Annotated in this window: 12 protein-coding genes and 1 pseudogene; all 13 read left to right on the forward strand. The window is 43.7% G+C overall.

Annotated elements, in window-relative coordinates:
- The first annotated feature begins 88 nt into the window (after positions 1 to 88).
- The 13 genes and pseudogenes from QZ076_RS12430 to QZ076_RS12490 all read left to right on the forward strand — a co-directional run bounded on the left by QZ076_RS12430 (position 89) and on the right by QZ076_RS12490 (position 21,953).
- Positions 89 to 667 (forward strand): RNA polymerase sigma-70 factor, encoded by a 579-nt coding sequence (locus tag QZ076_RS12430; RefSeq protein ID WP_293713631.1) that lies wholly within the window; start codon positions 89 to 91, stop codon positions 665 to 667.
- 81 nt (positions 668 to 748) lie between these two features.
- Positions 749 to 1,744, forward strand: coding sequence for a FecR family protein (locus QZ076_RS12435; RefSeq protein ID WP_293713632.1), 996 nt, complete (start codon positions 749 to 751; stop codon positions 1,742 to 1,744).
- A gap of 153 nt (positions 1,745 to 1,897) precedes the next feature.
- Positions 1,898 to 5,329, forward strand: a complete 3,432-nt coding sequence (locus QZ076_RS12440; protein ID WP_293713633.1) for a TonB-dependent receptor — start codon at positions 1,898 to 1,900, stop codon at positions 5,327 to 5,329.
- A 14-nt stretch (positions 5,330 to 5,343) separates the two neighbouring features.
- Positions 5,344 to 7,128: a RagB/SusD family nutrient uptake outer membrane protein gene (locus tag QZ076_RS12445; RefSeq protein WP_293713634.1), complete on the forward strand. Its 1,785-nt coding sequence runs from the start codon at positions 5,344 to 5,346 to the stop codon at positions 7,126 to 7,128.
- 117 nt (positions 7,129 to 7,245) lie between these two features.
- Positions 7,246 to 7,647 (forward strand): DNA-binding domain-containing protein, encoded by a 402-nt coding sequence (locus QZ076_RS12450; RefSeq protein WP_293713635.1) that lies wholly within the window; start codon positions 7,246 to 7,248, stop codon positions 7,645 to 7,647.
- Between the two features lie 41 nt (positions 7,648 to 7,688).
- On the forward strand, positions 7,689 to 7,952 hold the full coding sequence (locus QZ076_RS12455) for a DUF4469 domain-containing protein (protein ID WP_293713636.1): 264 nt from the start codon (positions 7,689 to 7,691) through the stop codon (positions 7,950 to 7,952).
- Between the two features lie 210 nt (positions 7,953 to 8,162).
- Positions 8,163 to 10,463 carry a carbohydrate-binding protein gene (locus QZ076_RS12460; RefSeq protein WP_293713637.1) on the forward strand — a complete coding sequence of 767 codons (2,301 nt, stop codon included), beginning with the start codon at positions 8,163 to 8,165 and terminating at the stop codon, positions 10,461 to 10,463.
- A 12-nt stretch (positions 10,464 to 10,475) separates the two neighbouring features.
- On the forward strand, positions 10,476 to 12,725 hold the full coding sequence (locus tag QZ076_RS12465) for a glycoside hydrolase family 76 protein (protein ID WP_293713638.1): 2,250 nt from the start codon (positions 10,476 to 10,478) through the stop codon (positions 12,723 to 12,725).
- Positions 12,726 to 12,804: 79 nt separating this feature from the next.
- A pseudogene (locus tag QZ076_RS12470) lies at positions 12,805 to 13,465 on the forward strand (family 43 glycosylhydrolase); the annotation flags it as partial.
- 400 nt (positions 13,466 to 13,865) lie between these two features.
- Positions 13,866 to 16,235 (forward strand): GH92 family glycosyl hydrolase, encoded by a 2,370-nt coding sequence (locus tag QZ076_RS12475; protein WP_293713639.1) that lies wholly within the window; start codon positions 13,866 to 13,868, stop codon positions 16,233 to 16,235.
- Between the two features lie 27 nt (positions 16,236 to 16,262).
- The gene (locus QZ076_RS12480; protein WP_293713640.1) at positions 16,263 to 18,530 is read left to right on the forward strand and encodes a hypothetical protein; all 2,268 of its coding nucleotides are present in this window, start codon (positions 16,263 to 16,265) and stop codon (positions 18,528 to 18,530) included.
- A 99-nt stretch (positions 18,531 to 18,629) separates the two neighbouring features.
- Positions 18,630 to 20,525 carry a right-handed parallel beta-helix repeat-containing protein gene (locus QZ076_RS12485; protein ID WP_293713641.1) on the forward strand — a complete coding sequence of 632 codons (1,896 nt, stop codon included), beginning with the start codon at positions 18,630 to 18,632 and terminating at the stop codon, positions 20,523 to 20,525.
- Between the two features lie 6 nt (positions 20,526 to 20,531).
- Positions 20,532 to 21,953: a family 43 glycosylhydrolase gene (locus QZ076_RS12490; RefSeq protein ID WP_293713642.1), complete on the forward strand. Its 1,422-nt coding sequence runs from the start codon at positions 20,532 to 20,534 to the stop codon at positions 21,951 to 21,953.
- The last annotated feature ends 11 nt before the right edge of the window (positions 21,954 to 21,964 follow it).

The following is a 21,964-nucleotide window of genomic DNA, read 5'->3' on the forward strand; positions in this document are numbered from 1 at the left end:
AGTGCTGATTCTTATTTACATTACAAAATAAAAAGGACTGAGTTCTTCCAGAACTATTGTTTTATTAGATAAAAGCGGCTGGATATTTATGAATATAAACCATATAAATAAAGAGATAATAGAGCAGATCAGAAATGGTTCGGAAAAGGCCTTTTCCGAGTTGTATAGTGCGTATTATAGCTATTTGAATGCGGTTGCTTTATGTTATCTGTTAGACAAAAACTGTAGTGCTGAAATTGTAGATGATGTTTTTGTCAATATATGGAACAAGAGAGATACCTTATCGTATCCCATACATTATTATCTGGTCCGCTCTGTCCAGAATGGGTGTCTCAATTACATACGAATGCAAAGAACGCAACAAACTGTTTTGGATGAACATAAAGACCAAATGTTGGCTTTTCAGGAAAATTATATCCAATCGACACCGGTTCCGCTACAATATGTGGAAATGCGCCAGACAGAAGAAGAGATACGTTCGGCAGTAAATCAATTACCATTGAAATGCAGGCAAGTCTTTGAGGAGTATTTTTATGCAGGAAAGGAAGTCGATGTTATCGCTAATGATATGGGGGTGACAGTCAGTACGGTGCGTGTTCAGTTAAAGAACGCGACAGATCGTTTGAAGCCGGTATTAAAACATCTTCTCTTTCTTTTCTTATATTAAATTCAAAAAAAATGATTTTATCTAAATGTTTTCTGGTTGAGATGTGTATTAATTCTAAACAACCGGAAAATTTAGCAGTATATGCAAGATAAAGATATATTATTTGAGGAGCTAATGAGTAACTATATTTCAGGTTCCATAACGGACAAGGAGAAAGTTTCTTTGTTCATATTAGTTGAAGAATCTGATTTATATAGAGAGCGGTACAACGAGATGGTAAAGTTGCACGCACTTCTTCATGTTCCTGCCTTTGAATCTCAGCGAGAAACCAGATATGCCCGTTTGAAAGAAAGGTTGCATATAATGTCCGGAACTACTTTACGGCGCCGTTGGTTTATTTATGCACGAAACGTTGCAGCAGTTCTTTTATTAATGGTATCTGTTTCCATCGGTTCTATTTTTACATACAATAAATTAGATGAGTCAGCCGAGCAGCTATATAATGAAACAACAGTACCGTTAGGTTCACAGACAAAGATCCTCTTACCGGACGGTTCGACTGCTGTTTTGAATTCAGGTTCTGTTCTGAAGTATCCTTTGTCTTATGGGAAGAAGGAGAGGAATGTCTATTTAGTGGGTGAGGGATATTTTGAAGTAGCGAAGGATGCTAAAAAAGTCTTTAAGGTATACGCTGGCGGCATGCAGGTGAAAGTTACAGGGACAGTCTTCAATATCCGCTCCTATCCGGAAGATCAGGCAACGGAAGTATCACTGATCAATGGAGGAGTAGATGTTTTTGCTAATAATAAACAGGTACGTTTGAAACCGGATGAAAAAGCAATATATGATCGTAATACCGGAGATTTATACAGGGAAACAACCGATTCCTATAAATCATCCTTATGGACGACCGGAAAATTGAGTTTTGTGAATGCTTCTTTCCTGGATATATTGAAAGATATAGAACGGAAATATAATATAAAGATCCACATAGAAAGTAATAAGGTGGCGAATGAGTACTTTACAGGAAGTATCAATCTGACAATGTCGCTTCAAGAAGTGTTTAATTTTATCGACGTGGATAAGAAATATCGTTTCGAACAAAGTGGAAGCGTGGTAATGCTAAAGGATAGATAAAACTTCAATTAGAATATGATGTTTAACTTTAAAAGAAAATTTATGGAAAATACCAGTTAAAAAAAGAATCGGAGATGGTTGGCACTTTTCTCCGATTCATTAGATGTTTTTTTGAATTAATTAGTTGTTAACTAACGAAATCGTTACAAAAGTATGAAAAGAAAGTATTTCTCAATCAAACAATTGGGTTTATTTTTAGCGATGGGCGTAATATCTACTTCTGTATATGCTAATACCGCATTACAAAGTGTAAAAGTTACTGTGCATCACAAAAATGCCCCTATTAGTAAAGTTCTTGATGACATAGAACGACAAACAGGCTATTCAATCCTGGTACGTAATAATGATATTAATATCAAACAAAAGGTTACGGTAAATGTGACCGATGAAACTTTAAACCGAGTCCTGGCCGATGTTTTTGAAGGAATGGAAGTTAAGTATGATATTGAAAACAAGACGATATCTATCTACAAACCGAAAGTAACATCTACTATTACTTCGGCTGTAGACCAGAACAAAAAAATAATTTCCGGTATGATCGTTGATCCGAATGGCGAACCGGTAATTGGTGCTAATATTTTAGAGAAAGGAACCAAAGATAATGGAACGATTTCTGATATTGATGGGAAGTTTTCTTTAAATGTAGATGATAATGCAACTTTACTTATCTCTTTTGTCGGTTTTAAAAATATGGAGATTCCGGTAAAAGGGAAAAATTCACTCAAGATAACGATGGCAAATGATACAGAGTTATTGGATGAAGTGGTTGTTGTCGGTTATTTGACACAGAAAAAAACATCGTTGACAGGAGCTGTATCTAATATGAAGATGGAAGAAAACCTGACGACCATTCCTACTGCCTCAGCCGCGAATTTGTTGGCAGGAAAAATGGCAGGTGTCAATATTTCCTCTAAAAATGGACTTCCGGGTACAAATCCTAAATTACAGATCCGTACCGTTTCTTCTTGGAAGGAGGAAAAGTATAATCCGCAGCCGGTAACTTATGTTATTGATGGTGTCGTTAGAGATGCTACCTCTTTCAATGCGATGAGTGCAAATGAAATTGAGGACATTTCTGTATTGAAAGATGCTGCTTCGGCTGCTATTTACGGATCACGTTCTTCCGGTGGTGTTGTTATCGTAACAACCAAAAAAGGTAAGATCGGTAAACCGACTATCAACTATTCATACGGTTTCTCAGTTGATACTCGGACAAAAAGTTATGATCTGACAGATGGTGTACAAACAGCTGAGATATATAACCGTGTCAATCCAGAGTCTACCAGTAAATGGACTCAGGAGGAAATTGATCATATGCGAACGATCAACAATGGCTATGGGTATAATCAGTTAGATGAAGTATATCAGAATCCGACCACACAGACACACAATATCAATATCTCGGGAGGTAATGACCGAATTCATTACTTTGGTGCAGCTTCTTATATGAAGCAAGAAGGGTTCCTGGCTCCGCTTACATACGATAAATATAATATACGTATGAATGTGACGGCTGATGTGACCGATGATTTTGAGTTGTATACCGGATTTTCATTAACCAATGACAAGATCGGTCGTATAGCCAGTGATGGTACTGATTGGGCATACGATACGTATGGTAAATTACGTATTTGGCAACCGGAGCAGCCAGTATTTACCGACAGCGGAAAATTGATAGATTATGGTTGGATCGCCAATGTGGGTGCCCGTGTATTGGGATATGACGGATATCGTAATGACAAACGCTTGAATCCGACATTTACAGTAAAGGGTACATATAAAATGCCTTTCCTGAAGGGATTGAGTGCAAGTATCCAATACAATAAAACCTGGACACATAATACGGTAAACGGATATTATACTAACTATGATATGTATATTACCAAACATAGTGGTGCTAACGGGCGTATTATGTCTACACGAGATGAGGATATTGTTGGTGTTAAACGGTCTAGCCAATATGGCAGAGACTATTTACGTAAAGACTCTGAATGGGGAGACACACAGCAATTGAATTTCTATTTGAATTACGCTAATACATTTAACGATGTCCATAATGTGGCTGCTGTATTGTTGACAGAATGGTCTGAAGGTTTCAATGATAGTGTTTATGGTCTTAGGGAAACCTTTCCAACTTATCGGACAGATCAATTTTGGGCAGCTGGTAGTTCGCGTGAATTCACCTCAGGAGGAGGAGACCCTTCTTCTAAGAACGGACGTATGTCTTATGTCGGACAGTTCAGTTATTCGTATGCCAATAAATATTTGTTAGGTTTCTCTTTCCGTGAAGATGGTTCTATGAACTTCGCTCCTTCTCAGCGTTGGGGATTCTTCCCTGCTGGTTCTTTAGGTTGGGTATTGTCGGAAGAAAACTTCTTCAACAAAAAGTGGATTCAATTTATGAAGATACGTGGTTCTGTCGGTCTGACCGGTGACGATTCTGTCGGTGGATGGCAATGGCAGGAGTCTTATACAGCAACAAAGCTGAATGATAACAATGATATCAAAGGTGCTTATTTTGGTAAGAATCCTTCTAAACATGTTGGTTTGAATTATGGTAATGTGGTCAATCCGAATCTAACTTGGGAAAAGGCTTTAAACTATAATATTGGTTTGGATATGAGCTTTCTGGATCATTGGAATTTGAGCGCTGATTATTGGTTCCGTAAATCTTATGATATTTTGGATAACCGTCAAGCGACATTGCCGACTACCTTTAGTCGTGACATGCCTGCCGAAAACTACGGTAAGATGAATGCACAAGGTATCGACCTTCAGTTGGGATATAGGGGGAATAGTTGTGAATTCAATTACTTTGGTAATTTGACACTGTCCTATGGTTGGAACGAAATCAAATACAAAGATTATGCAGAGAATGCTCAATGGATTGACATTCCTATTGGTACATCCACAACTCGTTGGATCGGATATGATTTCGACCGTATCATCCGTACACAGGAAGAGTTGGATATTTTCAATGCAGAACATCCGAATTATTCATTTAAAGGTATGAAGCCGGAATTAGGTATGCTGGTTTATAAAGACCACTCTGGTCCTGATGGTAAACCTGATGGCGTTGTTGATAGCTGGGACCGTGTTGTATTGCGTAACAAGAACTTCCCTGTTCAGTATGGTTTGAACTTGGGTGGTAGTTGGAAAGGTTTGAGTTTGGATATGATGTTCTCCGGTGAATTAGGTAAAGATCGTTCATTCCGTGATCTGGCGGGTAATGTAGAATGGAATCGTGTTTGGGCTGAATGGTATGATAATAGTTGGACACCAGAAAATCCGAATGCTATGCTTCCGAAGCAGAAGAGTGCAAATGAACCGAGAACATACAAAGATGACGATTGTCAGTTCTGGCTGAAGAAGACCAATTTTATGCGTTTGAAATACATTACATTGAGCTATGATTTGCCGAAAAATCAATTCTATAATAAGTTGTTTGATAATGTTCGGCTTTTCGTGACGGGTTCAAATCTTTTTGTATGGAGTAGCTTCAAATATTATGATCCGGAATTGGAAAATGGTAATGCTTATCCGATTATGCGGTCATTCAATTTTGGTGTTGATGTGAAATTTTAAATCTGAAGTAAACAATGAAACGAATCAAATTATTAGCCGGTTTGCTTAGTGCATTTTTAATGTATGGATGCAGCCTGGATTACGAAAATACAAATTCCATTACTCCGGATGGAGTGTGGAAAGATCCTCAAATGATCAGTGCGTTCCTGTCGAATATTTATGGAAACATGATGCCCGGTTGGCCGATTTCGGCAAATAATTCAGATGAAGGTATGAATGGTCCAACGGAAATGAACCAGTATGTGCGTGGTGAATATTCTGTAGACATTAGTGGGCAAAAACTGGATTATCGATTTATTGATAGGATTAATTTCTTTTTGACTAACTTAGAGACGGTTGACCCTGCTGTCTTGTCTGTGGAAGAAAATAATCAAATGCGTGGTCAAGCTTTGTTTTGGCGTGCATGGGATTATTGGGGGAAAGTCTTTGCATTGGGTGGTATACCTTTAATTTTGGATGTACAGGATGTATCTGATATCAATTCCCTTTTGGTTTCTCGTAACTCCACCAGTGAATGTATGGCCCAGATAGTGAAGGATCTGGATGAAGCTATTTCTTTACTGCCTGGCACTTGGGGGGATAGTGACTATGGACGCATCGACAAGGGATGTGCTATGGCATTGAAAGGTCGTATTCTATTGGCATACGCCAGCCCGTTGTTCAATCCGAACCACGATCAGGCTCGTTGGGAGCAGGCTTATAAAGCAAACAAGGAGGCTGTCGATTTCTTGCAAAGTGTAGGTAAAGGGTTGTATCAAGGTAAATATGCAGATATTTGGTATGATGAGCAAAATTGTGAGGTGATCATGGTGAACCAGTTCTATGGTCCGGATCATTATCTGGATCAGAAGAATATTCGTCCGTTACCTCTTACAAGGGATATGGCTGAACAGAACCAGGCTATCCTGCCGTTGTTGATGGCTTTCCCGAAAGTAGATGGTACTCCGTTGGAGCTGGATGTAAATCGTTTGGCCACGGATAAGGAGTACAACCAAAAGTTCGTAAACGAGTTCTACAACAACCGTGATCCGCGTTTTCATGCTACAATATTCTGTCCGGGTACGGAGTATCCTTGTAACGACATACTTGTCGGCAACAATAAATATTGGAACGGCTGGCATATCTTAACCGATGGCGCTTATGCTCATTTGGTTATGGATGAGATAGGAAAAGCAGCCGGTGCCAGTTCAAACTTCTATCAACGTAAAGGTCTCGACTATAACATCAATGCCGGTACAGTCTATGAAGCTCAAATCGATTGGGTGGAAATACGTTTTACAGAAGTGTTGATGAATTATGGGGAATGCGCTAATGAAGTTGGAAAGAGTGATGAAGCATTGCAGGTGTTGTATGATGTCCGTAAACGTGCCGGTATAGAAAATACAACAGGTAAATATGGTATTACAGCAACTTCTCAGGATGAAATTCGTGAAGCCTATGTGACTGAGCGCTATATCGAGTTTGCTTATGAAGACAAGCGTTGGAACGATTTACGTCGTTGGAAGCGTTTCGATATCCTGAACAACATGAAATATCGTTCATCCTTGTGGTTGGTCATCAACGATTACAGCATTGTTGAAAAGGGTAACTTCGATTGGACGAAAGATATGTTTGATCCGGAAGTGAACAAACAGTTCCGTTTCGACTATATCGAATGTGTAGATGGAGACAAATCTTTGTATCGTTTCAACTTGGATAATAACCATTGGTTCTATCCGATCAAGAAAGACGACATGGACCGTAACTCCAAATTGGAGCAGAACAACGAATGGGGTGGCACTTTTGACCCTTTGAAATAGAGTTGATTTCATCTCATAAAACCTGTTATCGTGATCCCTGCCCCCCCCTATCCGGATCTCCTGGAGGGGGGAGGAAAGGACACGAAAGAAACTAATATTCATTTAAATCTAATTATCGTGGCAACAAAAAAAGTGTATGAGTGGGAATTTGACCTGGGAGAATATCTGATGACTTCCGACGTGCTTGAAGACTATGTTGCCCGTATGAAAACCCGTCGTTCGCTGGCGGAAGACGACCTGATTGGTGAAATTACCGTTGAACGAACCGATATCCGTCCGGAGACCTTCCGGCTTTGTAACCAATTGATGAGTGATAAAATTATCAAGAAAGTGTGTGACGGCCATATCGTGTCGACCGCCACGGCGACCTATGTGCCTACGATACTTGGTGTTTTCCTGGGTACTTCAAATTCTCCAAACTTGTCCGTTCGATGGGAGGCGTTCGCATCGGATTGGTGTGCGATGTGGCGACCGAAAAAACAGATGGAACAATCACTTCGGGCGGTATCCTGGATGTGACCGGCAATAAGATCCGTTGAATCAATGCAGAGGGAACCGGCATGGGAGCAGTCCGTTTCCTCAATGCCGAGACACGCCAAGAGGTGGACAATGTTTCCCTATTGGCTATCAACGACCCCAAACGGATCATGTTTGCCGCCTCGTCTTTAGAAGATGGAGCCTATATTCTCCAGATAGAAACCTGTTTCAGCAGTTCGTCCATGCGCTTGAAGCAGGCACGCCTCATCGACTATCCAGTGACGCTCTATGTCGGTGCGCGACCGGATGAAGGGGACGATGACGATGACAGACCTGTCATTGAATAGACTTGAATGCAGCAGTAACCGGTGCCGAGGCGAAGCTTGCTTCGGTGCTTAAGTTCAGCATGCCCCGATGCTTAAGTAAAGTATGCTTCGGTGTCGGGGTATGCTATTTTTTTGAGGTAACATTTGGTGGAAATCGATGTCTTGTTTTTTTGATACTCTAAAACAGCAAGTAGTATCATATAATATGATTTGTAAATTAAAACAATGATAATGAAGAAGAAATTAATCTCACAGGCAGCAATTTTATTTGCATTTTTATTTTACTGTGAGAACATGCTTTCAGCCCGGGAATACCATGTATCCGTAAAAGGCAAGGATACGAACCCGGGAAGTGTGTCAGCCCCGTTGCGGACCATCCAAGCCGCTGCTGACCGGGCGCTGCCGGGCGATGTAGTTACTGTGCACGAAGGTGTGTATCGTGAACGGGTAGCTCCTCCCAGGGGAGGCGAGTCAGACGAGAAACGAATCATTTATCAGGCAGCTGAGGGCGAACGGGTGGTCATTACAGGTTCTGAACGGGTCAAAGGTTGGAAAAAGGTACAAAATAACACTTGGAAACTTACTTTGCCCAATTCTTTCTTTGGCGGGAGCAATCCGTTTGACGAACAGATTTATGGCAGTTGGTACCGTGGAAAAGGCCGTCCCAACCATACCGGGATGGTGGTTTGTGAAGGTAAACGTATCCGCGAAGCGTTTTCGTTGGATGAGGTACTAAAGCCGCTTGATGGCAAACAGCCGTATTGGTACACCGAAGCAGACGGCAATGGCGGTCCGGTATTAATGAATTTTGAATGGGTACAACCTCTGGGCGGTAAACGTACAACCTCTATGCATGCTTCAGTGAAAGGCGGAGATGCCGCGATTTGTATCGCGATTGTCAATCGATGGCCTTTCGGTTATTTGAAAGACGGGTCGGAGATGTTTTTCGATCAGGTGGATTTCGGAAAGGGTACGGATACATTGCTTTTTCAGGCTGCCACTTTGGCGAAAGGTGGACTGGTGGAATTGCATTTGGATTCGCCGGCAGGTGAATGTTTGGGAATGGCACAGGTGACTAATACGGGAGATTGGGAGACATTCGCAGAGTTCCGTCTCCTGATGAAACGTGCATTGGAAGGTAAACACAATTTATGCTTGGTCGTTCGTGCTCCGGAAATGCCGGAAGACGGGAAGACGACTATTTGGGCACAGTTCCCGGCTGGAGTGAATCCCAATCGTTCGGAGGTGGAGATTGCCGTACGTCCGCAAGTTTTTTATCCGAACAAGACGGGGATCCATTATATTACGGTAAGAGGCTTCATCTTGGAGAATGCGGCAACCAACTGGGCTCCTCCTTCTGCCGAACAACCCGGCCTGATCGGACCGCGCTGGGCAAAAGGATGGGTTATAGAGAATAACACAATCCGTAACTCCCGTTGTACCGGTGTTTCGTTGGGTAGACCGACATTCGGCCATTCGCATCACTATCTCTTCTTGCCGCCTCGCATCTATCCGGAAGCGAACGGAGGACAAACCGAGCAGCAGCTGTTGGATTATTTTAAGAATGCTTCCTGGAATAAGGAAGAAGCCGGATTCCATATCATTCGGAACAATCATATTTACGATTGTGGACAGGCGGGTATCGTTGGTTGTAGCGGCGGCGCATTCAGCGTGATTGAGGGGAATGAGATTCATGATATTTGTGTAAACGAAACTTTCGAGGGAGACGAGATGGCTGGGATCAAATTGCACTTTGCCGTGGATGCGGTCATAAAGGACAATCATATCTATAACGCTATCCGTGGTTTGTGGCTTGATTGGGGGTCGCAAGGTATGCAGGTGACGGGTAATTTGTTTCACGATAACAACGTGCAGGAGGATATTTTCATAGAGGTATGTCACGGACCGGTATTGTTGGCAAACAATATCCTACTATCCGGCTATTCGCTGAATTTGTCGCAAGGAATAGCTGGTGTTCACAATTTAGTGACGGGCAAGGTGTTTGCCGGGTTGGATCGTTGTGCCGGTGGACGCTATTCTTTCATCTATGAACCGCATGGAACGGTTTCGATTGGGAATTATCGTAACATGGGAGGCGATTTGCAATGGTTTAACAACCATTTTGGGCAAAAGGCATCTTTGGTCAATTGGGATGAATGTCTGCTTCCTATCCGATACACCGGCAATCTATTTACTTTCGGTGCTCAACCGAACCAGCGGGATAAGTCGTTTATGGACGCTTCCGGTTTCAACTCCGATGTAAAGCTGGAACAACGTGCCGATGGTTGGTATCTTTCGATGGATGTGCCCGAAGAATGGCTTGAAACACCTTTATGCTCACAGGTGACGACTGAGCTGTTGGAGAAGGCTATTATACCTCAGCAAGCTTTTACTAATACAGATGATAGTCCCTTGGTTATTGATAAAGACTATTTAGGAAACAAAAGAAATACCAGGCATCCCTATCCGGGACCGATTGAAGTTAAAAAAAGCGGCGTACAGGAGTGGAAAGTATGGCCTAAACAAAAATAACATGGAATAACAATGAAAAGTAAGATTTTTTTAATAGCCATAAGTGCTATGACTTTGGTTCATGCAGGAGCGGAAAACCGGAAATCGTGGTTGCCGGATAAACAAAATACCAGGAATGCTATCCGTTTATTGGAGTGTATGTATGATAAAGCCCGATTGGAGCGATGTGAAGAAATCACACCTGCGTCTTCGGATTGGGAAGTTCGTTTGACGGGGGATCCCGACGGGCATACATCCCCGTATGGGACGGAATATGTTTATGAATACACTTTCAAGGCGAAACGTGCCCTGCAATCGGCAGGTGTGGCTGTCGCTTTTGATCGCTACAACTGGAGCAGTGACAATTATGTGATGATTCCTTCTGTTGTTTATAACGGCAACAGGCAACGGATCGTCAACCGCCAGTATGCCACCGGATTGGACGAGACGGATTACAAAAGGCCGGATCTGGCATTGACTTCGAATCCGATACCTCAATTGTCTCCGGAGTTTGGCGCACCCTCCCGTTTGGAAGTGCTTGTAAATAATGCTGCTACTCCGGCAATTGCTTGGCTGGAACGTGCTCAACAGAAAGGATATATTTTACTGACGGATCAGGGAATAGAGAAGGATGGGGCAATTTATGACCATGCTTTGATTGTGGAGGAAACTCCGGATCGCTCCGTGTCTTCATTGGTGGTTAGTGCTCCAGGAGTACGCGAAAAACGGCTTGAGTTTATCGGTTTCAGTGAAAGCCGTGACCGTGGTCTCGCTTTCCGGAAAGGAGAAGAAGTGAAAGTACGTATCCGCCTGTTTGCTTTCGATGCACCGGCTGTACCGGTCGTGTTGGACCGTTTTCATCAGGTACGTAAGCTGCAAACAGGAGAGAATAGCCCCCGTAATTTGAAGCCTGCCAGCGAAGTGATGCGTTTGATGACTTCTAATATCGACCGACGTTATATGAAATGTGACGGTTGGGAGTTTTATCGTCCGGAAAATGCCGATTGGATCTCTTTCGGATGGATTGGGGGAATGATGAATACTTATCCCATGTTGGCTTTGGGCGATCCGGAGCATTTGCAAAAGGTTAAAAATACGTTTGATTTTGGTTTGCGGGGACAGGGAAAAGCCGGCTATTTTCATGATTTGCTAAACTCGGATGGAAAGGTTTTAGGTGGATTAAGGAGTAAGCCGGAGATTTCGCTCGTACGTAAAAATGCCGATATGTTGTATTGGATGTTGAAACAGTTTATGTTGCTGAAAGTTCAGAACAAAGCTGATGAGATCAACCCGGAATGGGAGAAAAGTATCATGCGGTTGGCTGATGCTTTTGTGAATACCTGGAACAAACATGGTGAACTGGGAAATTATATAAATGTGGAAACCGGGGAGGTTGAGGTTTGCAATTCGACAAGCGGTGTAATGGCGGTTGCCGGGTTGGCTTTGGCTTCCGAGTATTATGGCAAGCAGGAATATTTGAATATTGCTGAACAGATCGGGGATGCTTATTATAAAAAGTATTCATTAGTCGGTTTTACATCCGGAGGTTGTGGGGATATCCTTCAGAATGCTGATTCGGAAACTTCTATCGCTTTTCTGACTTCATGTAATTTGTTGTATGAATTGACTCGTAAATCGGTTTGGTTAAAGAGGGCGCAGGATGCTGCCAATCTGTGTGCGACTTGGGTGATTTCCTTTGATTATGTTTTGCCGGAAAATACGGAGTTGGCTCAAGTGGATGGCCGTCTGACCGGTGCTGTATGGGCTAGTACGCAGAATAAGCATAGTGCACCGGGTTTCTGTACCTCTTCGGCAGATGCTTTATTCCGTGTATTCCGTGAAACGGAAGATGTTCGTTATGCAGAATTGCTGCATGATGTGTGGCATGGATATGTAGAAGGGATCACTCCGAATGGTTTCATTTGCGAACGTTTGGGGTATTGTGATGTAGAACTCAGAGGTACTCGCTTAAATGGTGATGGCGGCAATGGTTGGACGGAATTGAATGGTTGCATGATGGCTATGGAACTGCCCGGTATCTATATACGTACGGATAAGAATATGTTTTATGCGTTCGACCATGTGGATGTTAAACTTATCAAAGGAAACGAGCGTGAGATGCTTTTGTCAATCACAAATACGACACCTTTTGATGCGGAAATATCTGTCTTGAGCGAGAGCGAGGCTGAGGTGGTAAAACCTTTATCTAGTGTCGCTTTTGTGAATTGGAAGAAGATAAAGGTAAAGGCTGGTAAGACAATAGAGTATCGGATAAAGAAGTGAAGGTGACGGTTGATATAAAGATAGATCATTAATAATAAAGTATATGAGTTCGAAGTTATGTTTATCCATCGTTTTATTAATGATGGGTTGTTATGTTGTAGATGCACAACAAGTGTGGAATTCCGATAACGGCAACGAGACTTTTACGAACCCGATCATGTGGGGAGACTGGCCGGATCCGGATGTTATTCGGGTTGATGATAAATTTTATTTCGTGTCGACAAGCTATTACCGAACTGAATGAGGATGTAAAATCTGTCAAAGGAAAACCTGTGCAGATATGGGAGAAAGGTTTTAAAGATAGTAGGACCTGGGGACCGAATTTTGGAATGGAGGGTTCTCATATGTATAAGATAAACGGTATGTATTATATCACCTGCCCGGCAGGAGGTACGGAAGGTTGGCTGGTCTGTCTCCGTTCGAAAAATATTTACGGACCATACGAACATAAGGTGATCGTGGAGGACGCGACTTCTTATCCGCCCAACGGACTACACCAGGGAGGAATGGTGCAACTGAAGAATGGTGACTGGTGGTTCATTATTATGCAAGACCGTGGTCCAATTGGTCGTGTGCCTCATTTGCTTCCGGTAAAGTGGATAGACGGATGGCCTATGTTGGGTGTCGACGGTAAGGATGTGATTACTTACCGGAAACCGGATGTGGGTAAGAAACAACAGCGGTTGATGGCTCCGGCCACAACTGACGAGTTTAATGGTAAACAGTTGGGATTACCTTGGACCGGTAACCGTTTTGCCTTGTTCAACTTCACAACGAAAGCGGAAGGAGTGGATGGATATGTAGAAGGGATCACTCCAAATGGTTTCATTTACGAACGTTTGGGGTATTTTGATGTGGAACTTAGAGGTACCCGTTTGCATGATGGCTATGGAGCTGCCTGGTATCTATGTACGTACGGATGAAGATCGTTGTTTTGCTTTCTAATTTCTTTTGTTAAGGTTGAATGTTTGTAGAACTCGTTAATCTTGCTTTAGAGGGATTTTTTTGTTCGAAGCTTCTTTTCTTGATTTGGTTTGTACTTTTTTAACTCTTTGGTCTAAATGTTCTAGGTACAAGAAGTGTCTTTTATATAAGCAAGTAGTAGTTGATTTAAGTCTAATCTGAAAAATATAAAAGTCTATGAATTGGAAAAGGATGACAATGACGACAGCGTTGATAGCTCTATCTCTGTTCGGGGATGCCAAAGTAAAACCTGTTGTACATTATAATTTCGGAAAGTCGGGGAATGCAACCTATGCAGTGTCACCCGAGAAATTAGCACCGTTGACCACAGGATGCAAGGATGCCCCGGATTCGAATAACCGCTATGTGAATAAATGGATTGGTACGGCTTGGGAGGGCAGGGTGTCTCCTGTCGCTTCTGTGCCGTTCGGCATGATGCAGATCGGTGCGGATACGCGCCCTTATGGTGCCGGCTATCATTATGACGATCCGACTGTTTTGGGATTCAGCCATCTGCATAAAAGCGGAGGAGGGTGTGCCGACTTTCTGGATATCTTGTTTATACCGTTGCCATTGAATCATCCTACGGGTGAGGATGAATTACACTTAAAACAATACCAGGCGGCTTTGTCTCATCAGGAGGAAAAGGCGGAGCCGGGCTATTATTCGGTCAATTTGTATGACAAGCAATTGACGGTGGAGTTGACTGCTTCCCGCCGGTGTGGGATACAACGCTACAAGTATGCATCCCAAGGGGAAATGCCGGTAATTGTCGATTTAAAGTATGGTTCGGAAAGTGCTTGTACAATACAGGCAGAGCACGATGTGGATACGGTGTATGCCTCTGCGTTCGAATGGGTCGACCCTTATACGATTCGCGGCTATCGCTTTTCGAATGGCTGGACGCCGAAGCAGCAGGTCTATTTCTATTCAACGTTTTCATCTCCTATCAAAGCATGTATCTTGTATGTCGATGACCAACGTATAGAGGAAGTTTCTTCTGCCGAGGGACGTAATGTAAAGGCGGTATTATCCTTTGAAAACGAACATGGCGAGCTGGAAGTCCGGACGGCACTTTCTTCTGTGAGTATGGAGGGGGCAGCCACGAATTTGCGATCGGAGACATCAGGCAGGACATTTCAAGAGATAAGACGGTCTGCTACCGAATCCTGGAGCCGTACGTTGGGGCAGATAGAAATAGAAACGGATGATCCGAAAAAGAAAGAACTTTTTTATACCTCTTTACACAATGCCATGCTATATCCGTTTCTGTTGTCGGATGTGGACAATCGTTTCAGAGGACCGGATTGGCAGGTGCATCAAACCGATGGTTTTGATTATTACGGAGGCGTGGTCGGTTTTTGGGATACGTTCCGGGCGGCTTGTCCTTTATTGGCGATGTTGAACCCGAAAGTGGCGAATGATTATATGAAGACGTTGCTGGAGCATTACAAATATGCCGGACAGTTGCCGATATGGACGTTGTGGGGCATTGAGAACTATCAGATGACAGGTATTCATTCGTTGCCGGTGATAGCGAACGCCTATCTGAATGGCATCCGCGGTTTCGATACTCGGCTGGCGCTGGAGGCTATGGTGGCATCGGCTATGAAAGATACGTGCGGCTATTCCATGGGCTATTTTGTCGGATTGGAAAATTATAAGAAGTATGGATATGTTCCCTGCGACATGGAGATGGAGTCGGTAGCACGTACGCTGGAGTATGCGTTCGATGATTATGCACTGTCCCGTTTTGCCGAAGCAACTGGCGCACAAAAGGAAGCCGCTTACTTTGCGAACCGCGCGCTCAACTATCGGAATGTGATTGACCCGACCACCTTGCTGGCGCGGGGACGGCTGAAGGATGGTAGCTGGCGTACGCCTTTCGATCCGTTGGCCTCTTCTCATCGCAGGGATGATTATTGTGAGGGCAATGGTTGGCAATGGACTTTTTTTGTCCCTCACGATGTGGAAGGACTGGCCGGGTTGTTGGGAGGCAAGGAGGTATTGGAGGCTCGGTTGGATACACTTTTCGGTATGTCTTCCGAATTGCGTGGAGAGAATGTCTCCGGTGATATTACCGGACTGATCGGACAATATGCACATGGCAATGAGCCGGGGCATCATACCGTTTATATGTATAACCGGGTAGACCGTCCAGACAAGACGCAGAAGTATGTCAACCAGGTATTGACTACCCTCTATGATAACACTCCGGCGGGTATTTGCGGCAATGAAGATACCGGACAGATGAGTGCCTGGTATGTCTTTAGTTCGTTGGGCTTCTATCCGATGGATCCGGCTTCCGGACAATATGAATTAGGTTCCCCTCTGTTTCAGAAGGCAACAATCAAATTCTCCTCGGGAAAAGAATTTGTTATCAAGGCTAACAATTTATCGGAAAAGAATATCTACGTAGATAAGGTATTCTTGAACGATCAGCTTCTGGACCGGACATATATTACGTTTGACGAGGTTTTGCAAGGTGGCGAGCTTCTTTTTGAAATGCAGGGGAGGATGAAATCGTTTAATGAAATATGTGAATAAAAATACAAATTAATTTGATCAATGATAATGAAGAAGAATTTAATCTCATTGGCTGCAATTACCTTATTGTTGTCAGCTTGTGGAACGGAAGGAACTCGTTCGTTCAAAACAGATCGTTTCGGTATCGATATAGATAACCGGGGGTATATAACCGGCATGTGGAATTTAACACGCGAAAGCCGTAATTTCAGCCCGGCAGACCAGCCGTCGCCTTTGTTGTCTATTTATGATGAAGACTTGAAGCGGTATTATTATCCGCAAAAGGCAAGTTATAGCAATGGCAAGTATCGGTTGGAATACGAGAACGGCTCTGTGGCTACGGTCAGTTTGGATGAGAAGACAAAATATTTCAAATTGAAGCTGGAAAGCCTGGAACCTCGTAATGGTATAGATGGTATCCAATGGGGGAATTATTATACAAATATAACCAATTTATTAGGCGAAATGATCGGTGTGGCGCGTGACACGTCGGTGGCAGTAGGCTATGCTATCGGAGCATTGGCATTGGACGATAATACGATTGGGGGAGAATCGCGTTATACTTCCGAAACAGGTCCTTCGGGCTATATAGCCCATACGCCTGACCCGGTGAATCATCCGCTACCGTTAACTTTGCATGAAGGGCAGCAGTTTACGATGGGGGGAGACGGTATTAACGATGTGGCTTTTTATAACCGGAAAGAACCGTATTTTCGTATTTTATATGGAACAACGGCTTTTGTCGATTGCAACGGACGAATCAATATCCGGTATCATTCGCGTGACCGCAGAAAAGGTAAGATGATCTATTCTCCGGAGGGTAATCCTATCTTCCAAAATAACGAACCTAACCACATGATGCGCCAAGATGTTCCCGGAGTGGACTTCATCGGCTCGTCCATCGCTTTGTGGGGGAGCTCCGACAGTACGTCTTTGATGGAAGTCATTCAGGATATCGTATTGAATGAAGGGCTTCCTTATCCTACCTTCCAAGGGAAGTGGGTAAAAGATCCTACTAACTTCATGCCGGATATATGTACATATGGTGGATTGATGGATAGTGTGGCTTCGTATGCCAAACAGATGGGATTGAAAGTGATTCATACGTATGATCAGCCTTTCCTGCATGCTGATAGGGGAAATGGTGGTTTCATTGACGGCCCGAACCATGAGAAGAAACGTTACCATTTTACGGACAAGGATTTGTCAACCCGTGAGTATGCCGATCTTTTGGCCAAGGATGGGTTGATTTTGGGACGTACTTCCATCTCCAACTCTATGGCACCCGGTACGAAGGATTGTAGCCCGGTTCCTTCGGATAGTATCTGTATCCTGCATCGTCGTTTCTTGACGGCAGACTTGAATGAAACAGACACGCTGATTTATATCGATGATCCTATCCATTTGGAAGAAATAGCTTGCTGGGAAGGGCATTCTAAGGAGTTGAACATGGTTAAGATCGGCAAGGAGTTGATCCACTATCTCGGTGTAACGAAAGAGAAACCGTATCGTTTGATGAATGTGACACGTGGTTATTGGGGTACTCAACCTGTTGCCCATGCAAAGGGCGATGCGGTAGATAAACTTCAACCGGCGGTAGGCGGAGCGTATACCGGATTGATTCCTAACTTGGAATTGCAGGATGAGTTGGCACGCTATTATGCCGATATTTGCAAGAACAGCGGTTTGGGCATGTTTGATTACGACGGACAGGAGTTTTATTTCCATACCGGCTTTGGCGGCTATGGTGTGAAACGTTTCTTCCGCAATATGTTTGCCCAGGCGAAGGAATATGGTTTGCCGGATATTCGTTTTACGGGAGCAACCCTTTCCGAAGGTTCTTGGCACTACCAAAGCATTTGGAACGTAGGTGGCGGCTTGAATATTTATGATGTGAAGAAACGTGTCTGGGGTAGCACTACCAGCCAAGGTAAAGACTTGCGTGATGTAACGTATGCTAACTTCTTCCCCTCTTCCTTTGGTGGTAATTTTCCGATAACGGAGAAGTCTACTGTAGAAGATTTTGAGCATATCGAGGCTACAGCTATCGGTTATGGTTGCACATACGCGTTTAGGATCGGCCAGAAGGATGTGGAAAGTTGCCCTCAAAAATATGCAATATTCAATGTGGTTCGTACCTGGGAGGAGGCTCGTAGGGCAGACGCTTTCCCGACATATATCCGTAAAATGTTGCAAAACCCCGCATTGAGTTGGCGTTTGGAGGAAAAGGAAGATAACAGCGGTTGGATGTTGTATCAGATGGAGAAAGGACAACAAATTCGTTCGTTCGATTTGTGTGACAACAGCAGGCAATAATAATCCACAGAATAGGCAGCTATTTGCTATTTTAAATGGGAGTAGCTGCTTTTATATTTGCGTGATTAAATCAGTGTAACAGTTTAGAATATTCAAACCATGAAAAAAGTACTATGCTTAATCCCGATATTCTGTTTATGTGGAACTTTGTTGTCTGCCAGGGAATATCATGTGTCGGTGAAAGGGAGTGACGCCAACGACGGAGCCGTATCTTCACCGTTCAAAACAATTAATCGGGCTGCCCAACAGGCATTGCCGGGCGATACGGTAACAGTGCATAACGGAACTTATCGTGAATGGGTCAATCCGCTGAGTGGCGGTGAACGGGAAGGGAAACGTATCCTTTATCGGGTGGCTGACGGTGAAAAAGCGGAGATTAAAGGTTCCGAGCTGGTCACCGGTTGGAAAAAAGAGAAGAAAGCAAAAGGTGTATGGAAGGTGGTATTGCCTAACACGTTCTTTGGTAATTATAATCCGTTTAACGACCGCTTATATGGCGACTGGCTTTGGTCCGAGCGGATTCATCATACGGGAGATGTTTATCTGAATGATGTTTCACTTTATGAAGAATTCAGTTTGGATAAGGTGTTTACACCGGATACGATCCGCACGATTCGTGATCCGCAAGGGTGTACAAATGTTTGGTTTGCAGAGGTGGACGCTAACAATACAACCATTTATGCACACTTTGGCAACCTCGATCCGAATAAGGAGACAGTAGAGGTTTCAGTTCGCCCTACCTGCTTCTATCCGACTCGTGAAGGACTGAATTACATCACAATTCGTGGCTTCCATATCAGCCAGGCTGCTACGCAATGGGCTGCCCCAACGGCTGAACAGGTCGGTATGGTCGCTCCGCATTGGAGTAAAGGTTGGATCATCGAGGATAACGTCATCAAAAACTCACGCGCCAACGGTATCACGTTGGGCAAAGAGTGTGCCAGCGGACATAACTTGGATTGCAACGATAAGCGGTTGGATGGTACGGCGCATTATATAGAGGTTATATTCAATACCTTGCGCCGTGGATGGAGCAAAGAGAATGTCGGTTCGCATATCGTGCGCAACAACATCATCTCTGATTGCGAGCAGACAGGCATTTGCGGTAGCATGGGTGCGGCGTTTAGCGAGATCTATGGAAACCATATTTATAATATTTTGGTGAAACAACAATTTGGCGGTGCCGAGATGGCGGGGATCAAATTGCATGGCGCAATAGATACATATATCCATCACAATCGAATCCATAAAACAGGACATTATGGCATTTGGCTGGACTGGATGGCACAGGGCGCACGTGTCTCTTCCAATTTGTTGTATGATAATCTGGCGCAAGATTTGTTCTTTGAGGTGTCACATGGACCTTACAAGATTGATAATAACATCTCTTTGTCTTCCCGGGCGATACAGGAAAATACCGATGGGGGCGCTTATGCACATAACATCTTCATGGGTGACATCAATCGTTTGGATGACTCACGTTACACGCCGTACCAGTTGAACCATTCTACCGAGGTGAAAGGAATCTGTACGATCACGGAGGGCGACCACCGTTACTATAACAATATCTTTATCGGCGGGAATAACGAAAAGTTGAAATATGGAATGGTCGTATTCGATGCTTCCAAGCGTCCTATCTATGCAGAACACAATTTGTTCTTGAATGGTGCTTTGCCTATGACGAATAAGAAAGAGGATTGGGTTGAGAAAGCGGTAGACCCGAAGCTTCGCGTGGAAGAGACGGCGGATGGTGAAGTCTACTTAATCAGTGATATCGACTTGCAAGAATTATGTTTTTTCAAAGGAAAAACAGTGTTTTCCGATCGCTTAGGCATTACCCAGCTTTCCGGTCTCCCGTTTGAGAACCCCGACGGCTCTCCTTATAATGTGGATAAAGACTATTTCGGGAACGAACGTTCCGCCTCTCCGGTTGTAGGACCGATCGAGAAAACACTTTCCGGTAAACGTGTAAAAGTATGGCCAAGCTTAAAATAAGAATCAATGTCACATACACATTTTTTATTCTTGGCGGGCAGCCTGCTTATGGCAGGACTGCTTGCCAGTTGCCAGTTTAATACGAAACAAACATCGGATGGCCATGCCATTCCTGTCTCAACGAACCGGATGCTGAATCCTATCGCACCTCCGGGAGTATTTATAGCCGATCCGGAAGTGAGACAGATGCCCGATGGACGTATCTATGTCTACGGATCGCGTGATGAACCAGGCAATGCATGGTGTTCGCGTTCCTATAACGTGCTTTCTTCCTCTGATCTGGTGAACTGGAATGTGGAACAATTTTCTTTTGCTACTGACGGACCGGGTAAACAAGTGGATTATACCGACAGGATCTTATACGCTCCGGATTGTATCTATCATGACGGGAAATATTATCTCTACTATTGTTTGGCAGGAGGTGGTGACGATGAAGGTGTCGCTGTATCTTCTTCTCCTTACGGTCCGTTTAAAAATGGGAAAGTGATGGAAGGTGCAAAAGGTATCGATCCCTCCGTATTCATCGATGATGATGGGCAGGCCTATCTCTATTGGGGACAAGGATATGCCAAAGGAGCGAAATTGAGTAAAGATATGCTCTCAATTGAAGGTGCCGTGCACGATAACTTGCTGACGTATGAAACTCATTTCTTTAACGAGGGCAGTTCTGTCCGGAAAAGGAATGGTATCTACTATTTTGTGTATGGAAGCCATTCGCAGCATGGAGAATCCAATTGTGCAACGTTGGATTATGCGACATCAACATCGCCGTTAGGCCCTTATACGTATAGAGGGGTTATTATCGATAATTGGGGCAGTGGCCGGAATTTGGTGAATAACCATGGTTGTATTACCGAAATCAACGGTCAGTGGTACATTGCTTATCATCGCCCCACTCATGCTAGTGCAACTATGCGAAAGGCTTGCCTGGAGCCTATTACTTTTAATCCGGACGGAACGATCCCAAAAGTAGAAATGACTACGCAGGGGATTGGCGGACCTATTTCTCCTTTATACCGGATGGATGCTGCCAGAGCTTGTCTGATGTCTGGTAATGTTATGGTATCCGTACGTCGTCCGGCGAATGATATTCCGGTCGAATACCTGGCTGCTATTCGCGATGGTGATCATGCGTATTGGAAATATTATGACTTTACCGGTTCGGATGTCAACCATTTCATTTGTAAGACCTGGGATAAAAACAAAGCGGCTAAGATCGAAATTCGCCTGGATAGTCCGGACGGTGAGTTGCTCGGGACCTGCGAGATAGCTCCGATGCAGGGTGAAACGGCGTATGCTATTCATGAAACGAAAATCAAACCGGTCACAGGAAAACATGCACTGATATTGGTCTTTAAGGCGGTTGGAGCAGAGACCTCCGAGGAAAATTTATTGAATCTGGAATGGTTTGTTTTTGAGAAAAGATAATTGAATATCGA

This window comes from uncultured Parabacteroides sp. (genome assembly GCF_905196875.1).
Taxonomy (GTDB): domain Bacteria; phylum Bacteroidota; class Bacteroidia; order Bacteroidales; family Tannerellaceae; genus Parabacteroides.